Source organism: Shewanella sp. ALD9, assembly GCF_002836315.1.
In the GTDB taxonomy this organism is placed as follows: domain Bacteria; phylum Pseudomonadota; class Gammaproteobacteria; order Enterobacterales; family Shewanellaceae; genus Shewanella.
In genome coordinates this window covers 1-1,905 of record NZ_PJCD01000012.1, presented here as the reverse complement: position 1 = coordinate 1,905, position 1,905 = coordinate 1, and the positions used below count along the sequence as shown (strand labels likewise).

Here is a 1,905-nt window from a genome sequence, read left to right as displayed (position 1 = left end):
TTTATACTTCCTATACCCCGGTTATCCGGTGGTTTTCTGTTTGCGGAATAAAACAGATTAGTGACAGTTTTCTCAGAATGGCGTGTTCCGGTGACTTCTGTTTTCGTGTGCTGCATCCGGAAGTGTCAGGCCCGCCGGATATGAAAAAGGCCTCCGGAGAGTACCGTGACTTTATTTTCGGCACAAATACAGGGGTCGATGGATAAATACGGCGATAGTTTCCTGACGGATGATCCGTATGTACCGGCGGAAGACAAGCTGCAAACCTGTCAGATGGAGATTGATTTAATGGCGGATGTGCTGAGAGCACCGCCCCGTGAATCCGCAGAACTGATCCGCTATGTGTTTGCGGATGATTGGCCGGAATAAATAAAGCCGGGCTTAATACAGATTAAGCCCGTATAGGGTATTATTACTGAATACCAAACAGCTTACGGAGGACGGAATGTTACCCATTGAGACAACCAGACTGCCTTCTGATTATTAATATTTTTCACTATTAATCAGAAGGAATAACCATGAATTTTACCCGGATTGACCTGAATACCTGGAATCGCAGGGAACACTTTGCCCTTTATCGTCAGCAGAATAAATGCGGATTCAGCCTGACCACCAAACTCGATATTACCGCTTTGCGTACCGCACTGGCGGAGACAGGTTATAAGTTTTATCCGCTGATGATTTACCTGATCTCCCGGGCTGTTAATCAGTTTCCGGAGTTCCGGATGGCACTGAAAGACAATGAACTTATTTACTGGGACCAGTCAGACCCGGTCTTTACTGTCTTTCATAAAGAAACCGAAACATTCTCTGCACTGTCCTGCCGTTATTTTCCGGATCTCAGTGAGTTTATGGCAGGTTATAATGCGGTAACGGCAGAATATCAGCATGATACCAGATTGTTTCCGCAGGGAAATTTACCGGAGAATCACCTGAATATATCATCATTACCGTGGGTGAGTTTTGACGGATTTAACCTGAACATCACCGGAAATGATGATTATTTTGCCCCGGTTTTTACGATGGCAAAGTTTCAGCAGGAAGGTGACCGCGTATTATTACCTGTTTCTGTACAGGTTCATCATGCAGTCTGTGATGGCTTTCATGCAGCACGGTTTATTAATACACTTCAGCTGATGTGTGATAACATACTGAAATAAATTAATTAATTCTGTATTTAAGCCACCGTATCCGGCAGGAATGGTGGCTTTTTTTTATATTTTAACCGTAATCTGTAATTTCGTTTCAGAATGGTTCAGGATCACTGTACGATAATGCCCCCGCAGTTTGGTAATACCCTTAATAAAAAAGAAACAGCAAAGACTGACAGCAATAATAATAAAGTAAGCAGTAACAATAATATTAACAACACCAGATGCAGTTATAATAATAGTATTTAAGACACCAGAAAGACTGCTGCGACAGTCATTTTGAACAACACCAAAATGCCGTAAAGGCAGTAGTAACAACACCAGTGAAAACATCACGATAGCATAGTGATATGCCTGAGTGTGTGTAATTAAACAATAAATAAACCGCCATATATAACAGAAGATAGTATTCTGAATGGCATGCTTTTCTGTTCAGTATAAACATATCATCCCGGTTGGTATAAGGATGATATATAATAAGTTAAGCTGAACACATATTTATTTTGGTTTTATTTTACAAATAAAGTAAGACGATCCGTTAAGTCAAAGCGGGGTATATTTATTATACCCTGCTTTTTTATTTGTCCGCCGGGCGCGGATAATGGATCAGATTATGCAGTGTCACAATGGCCTTACCGGGATTGGCGTAAGCGTGCGGGATATCCGCATGGAAGCGCAGGGATTCCCCGGCAGAAACGGTGTGCCACTCATCCCCCAGCCGCAGTTGTAATGCGCCTTCCAGTACAATGACATG

The 1,905-nt window shown here is 42.4% G+C and carries 3 protein-coding genes and 1 pseudogene; 3 read left to right on the top strand and 1 reads right to left on the bottom strand.

All coding sequences use genetic code 11. From position 1 onward, the window contains the following. The 3 genes and pseudogenes from CXF88_RS22105 to catA form a co-directional block, all read left to right on the top strand. Nucleotides 1-206: pseudogene (locus CXF88_RS22105) on the top strand (hypothetical protein); the annotation flags it as partial. Beyond that, nucleotides 199-369, top strand: coding sequence for a hypothetical protein (locus tag CXF88_RS22100; RefSeq protein WP_230623472.1), 171 nt, complete (start codon nt 199-201; stop codon nt 367-369). The pseudogene CXF88_RS22105 and the gene CXF88_RS22100, both read left to right, overlap by 8 nt. A 149-nt stretch (nt 370-518) precedes the next feature. Further along, nucleotides 519-1,160: a type A chloramphenicol O-acetyltransferase gene (gene catA / locus CXF88_RS14295; RefSeq protein WP_001011941.1), complete on the top strand. Its 642-nt coding sequence runs from the start codon at nt 519-521 to the stop codon at nt 1,158-1,160. Nucleotides 1,161-1,728: 568 nt separating this feature from the next. Here the strand turns inward: catA and CXF88_RS14285 are convergent. Next, the gene (locus tag CXF88_RS14285; protein WP_176603729.1) at nt 1,729-1,893 is read right to left on the bottom strand and encodes a cupin domain-containing protein; all 165 of its coding nucleotides are present in this window, start codon (nt 1,891-1,893) and stop codon (nt 1,729-1,731) included. Between the last annotated feature and the right edge of the window lie 12 nt (nt 1,894-1,905).